Raw genomic sequence first — 2,127 nt, 5'->3', positions numbered from 1 at the left:
GCCGCCCGGTCGCGCGGCGTGAGGGCCGTCAGACGCGGCTCCACCCCGGCCGGGTGCGGCTTCCAGAAGGCGTAGCCCCAGATCTTCGTCATCGAGTAGATGGTAAGCAGGCCCACCACCAGCGCGACGCCCGCGATCCACCACGCCTCGGCGTCGAGCGAGGCCTTCACCAGCACATACTTGGCCCAGAAGCCCGAGAGCGGCGGGAAGCCCGCGAGCGAGAAGGCCGGGATCAGGAAGAGGAGCCCGAGGAGCGGCGCGAAGCGGTACATGCCCCCGATCGCGGCGAGGTCTGTCGAGCCCGCGATGCGCTTGGCCACGCCCGCCACGAGGAACAGGTTGGCCTTCACGATGATGTGGTGGACGAGGTAGAACACCGCCCCCACGATCGCCAGCGGCGTGTAGAGCGCGAGGCCGAGGATCATGTAGCCGATCTGGCTGACGATGTGGAACGACAGGATGCGGCGGAAGTCGTTCATCGCCGCCGCGCCGAGAACCCCCGTGACCATCGTGAAGCCCGCGACCCAGAGGAGGATCGTGTGCGTGTAGGCCACGTCCGTCGTGAAGACGAGCGTGAACATCCGGATCAGCGCGTAGACCCCCACCTTGGTCAGCAGCCCCGCGAAGATCGCGGAGACCGAGAAGGCCGGCGTGTGGTAGGAGGCGGGCAGCCAGAAGAACAGCGGGAAGACCGCCGCCTTCACGCCGAAGGCGATCATGAACATGATGGCGATGACGACGAGGAGGCCGGGGTTCTCCACCTCCTGCACCGCGCCGTGCAGGTCCGCCATGTTCAGCGTGCCCGTCATGCCGTAGAGCATCCCCGTCCCCGCGAGGAAGAGGATCGTCGAGACGAGGTTCAGCGTCACGTACTTGATCCCGCCGTCGAGCTGCTCCTTCGCGCCGCCGAGAACGAGCAGCCCGAAGGAGGCGATCAGCATCACCTCGAACCAGACGTAGAGGTTGAAGAGGTCGCCCGTCAGGAACGCGCCGCAGACACCCGCGAGCAGCACCTGGAAGAGCGCGTGGTAGCCCAGCGCCTCCTTCCGCTCGTCCACGTCGGCGAGCGCGTAGACCGAGACGGCGAGGCCGGTGATCCCGGTGATCACGACCATGACGGCGGACAGGAGGTCCGCGACCAGCGTGATGCCGAAGGGCGCGGCCCACTGGCCCATCTGCGCCGCGATCACGCCCTCGCGCAGCACCTCGGCCATGAGGATGCCCGAGGACAGGAGCAGCGCCGCCGAACCGACGACCGAGAGCCAGCGCCCCTCGGGCCCCCGCCGGAACAGGAAGGCCAGGACCGCCGTGGCGAAGGGGATGATGATGGGGCTTGCAAGGATCCAGCTCACTTGCCGTTCTCCCCTTCCGGTTCGGCGAGACGCATCTCGTCGGAGTTGAGCGTGCCGAGGTTCTGATAGGTCCGGTAGACCAGCGTCAGCGCGAAGGCGAAGAGGCCGAAGCCGATCACGATGGCGGTCAGCACCAGCGCCTGCGGCAGCGCGTTGGCGACCGTGACGAGCGGGGCATCGGCCCCTTCCGGGATCAGCGGCGGAGCCTGCGGCGTCAGCCGGCCCGAGACGAAGATCGTCAGGTTGGCCGCGTTCGAGATGAGGATCAGCCCGAAGATGAAGCGCAGGACGTTCCGCGCCAGCATCAGGTGGACCGATGCGGCGACGAGGACGCCGACCATGACGGCGACGAGAAGCTCCATCAGACTTCCTCCTCGAGGGCGAGAACAAGCGTGAGGATCGAACCGAAGACGACGAGGTAGACGCCGATGTCGAAGACGAGAACGCTCGAGATCGGCAGGCCCTTGTCGTCGGGGTCGGACGGGTCGGCGCCCGCGAACCACCACTGGCCGGTGAAGAAGGCGTCGCCGAAGAACACCGCGTAGACCCCGGCCGCCAGCGCGATGCCGAGGCCGATCATGGCGATGTTCTGCGGCTCGTAGCGCAGCGCCTCGCGGGTCGCGTCCGCACCGAGCGCGATGGCGTAGAGCACGAAGCCCGTCGCCCCGATCAGCCCGCCGATGAAGCCGCCGCCGGGCAGGTTGTGACCGCGCAGCAGCATGAAGACCGAGAAGAGCAGCAGGAGCGACACCAGAAGCCGCGTCGCCGCCGTGAG

3 protein-coding genes are annotated in these 2,127 nt (G+C 67.8%); all 3 read right to left on the bottom strand.

Annotation, left to right across the window (positions count from 1 at the left end; all coding sequences use genetic code 11):
* A partial coding sequence (locus ACTS11_RS07870) for a Na+/H+ antiporter subunit D (RefSeq protein WP_442639774.1) occupies window positions 1-1,352 on the bottom strand: 1,352 nt, incomplete at its 3' end.
* A complete protein-coding gene (locus ACTS11_RS07865) occupies window positions 1,349-1,714 on the bottom strand; it encodes a Na+/H+ antiporter subunit C (protein WP_442639773.1) in 366 nt (121 codons plus the stop codon). The genes ACTS11_RS07870 and ACTS11_RS07865, both read right to left, overlap by 4 nt.
* Window positions 1,714-2,127 (bottom strand): Na+/H+ antiporter subunit B (locus ACTS11_RS07860; protein ID WP_442639772.1); only part of this gene is annotated, 414 nt, incomplete at its 5' end. The genes ACTS11_RS07865 and ACTS11_RS07860, both read right to left, overlap by 1 nt.

It is taken from the genome of Roseicyclus sp., from assembly GCF_052168335.1.
Classification (GTDB): domain Bacteria; phylum Pseudomonadota; class Alphaproteobacteria; order Rhodobacterales; family Rhodobacteraceae; genus Roseibacterium.
Note: the sequence above shows the minus strand (reverse complement) of the source record. Positions and strands in the feature narration are given on the sequence as shown.

Bases quoted from the DNA above. Each gene is read 5' to 3' on its own strand.
- ACTS11_RS07865 (WP_442639773.1), bottom strand. From the start codon at position 1,714: ATGGAGCTTCTCGTCGCCGTCATGGTCGGCGTCCTCGTCGCCGCATCG.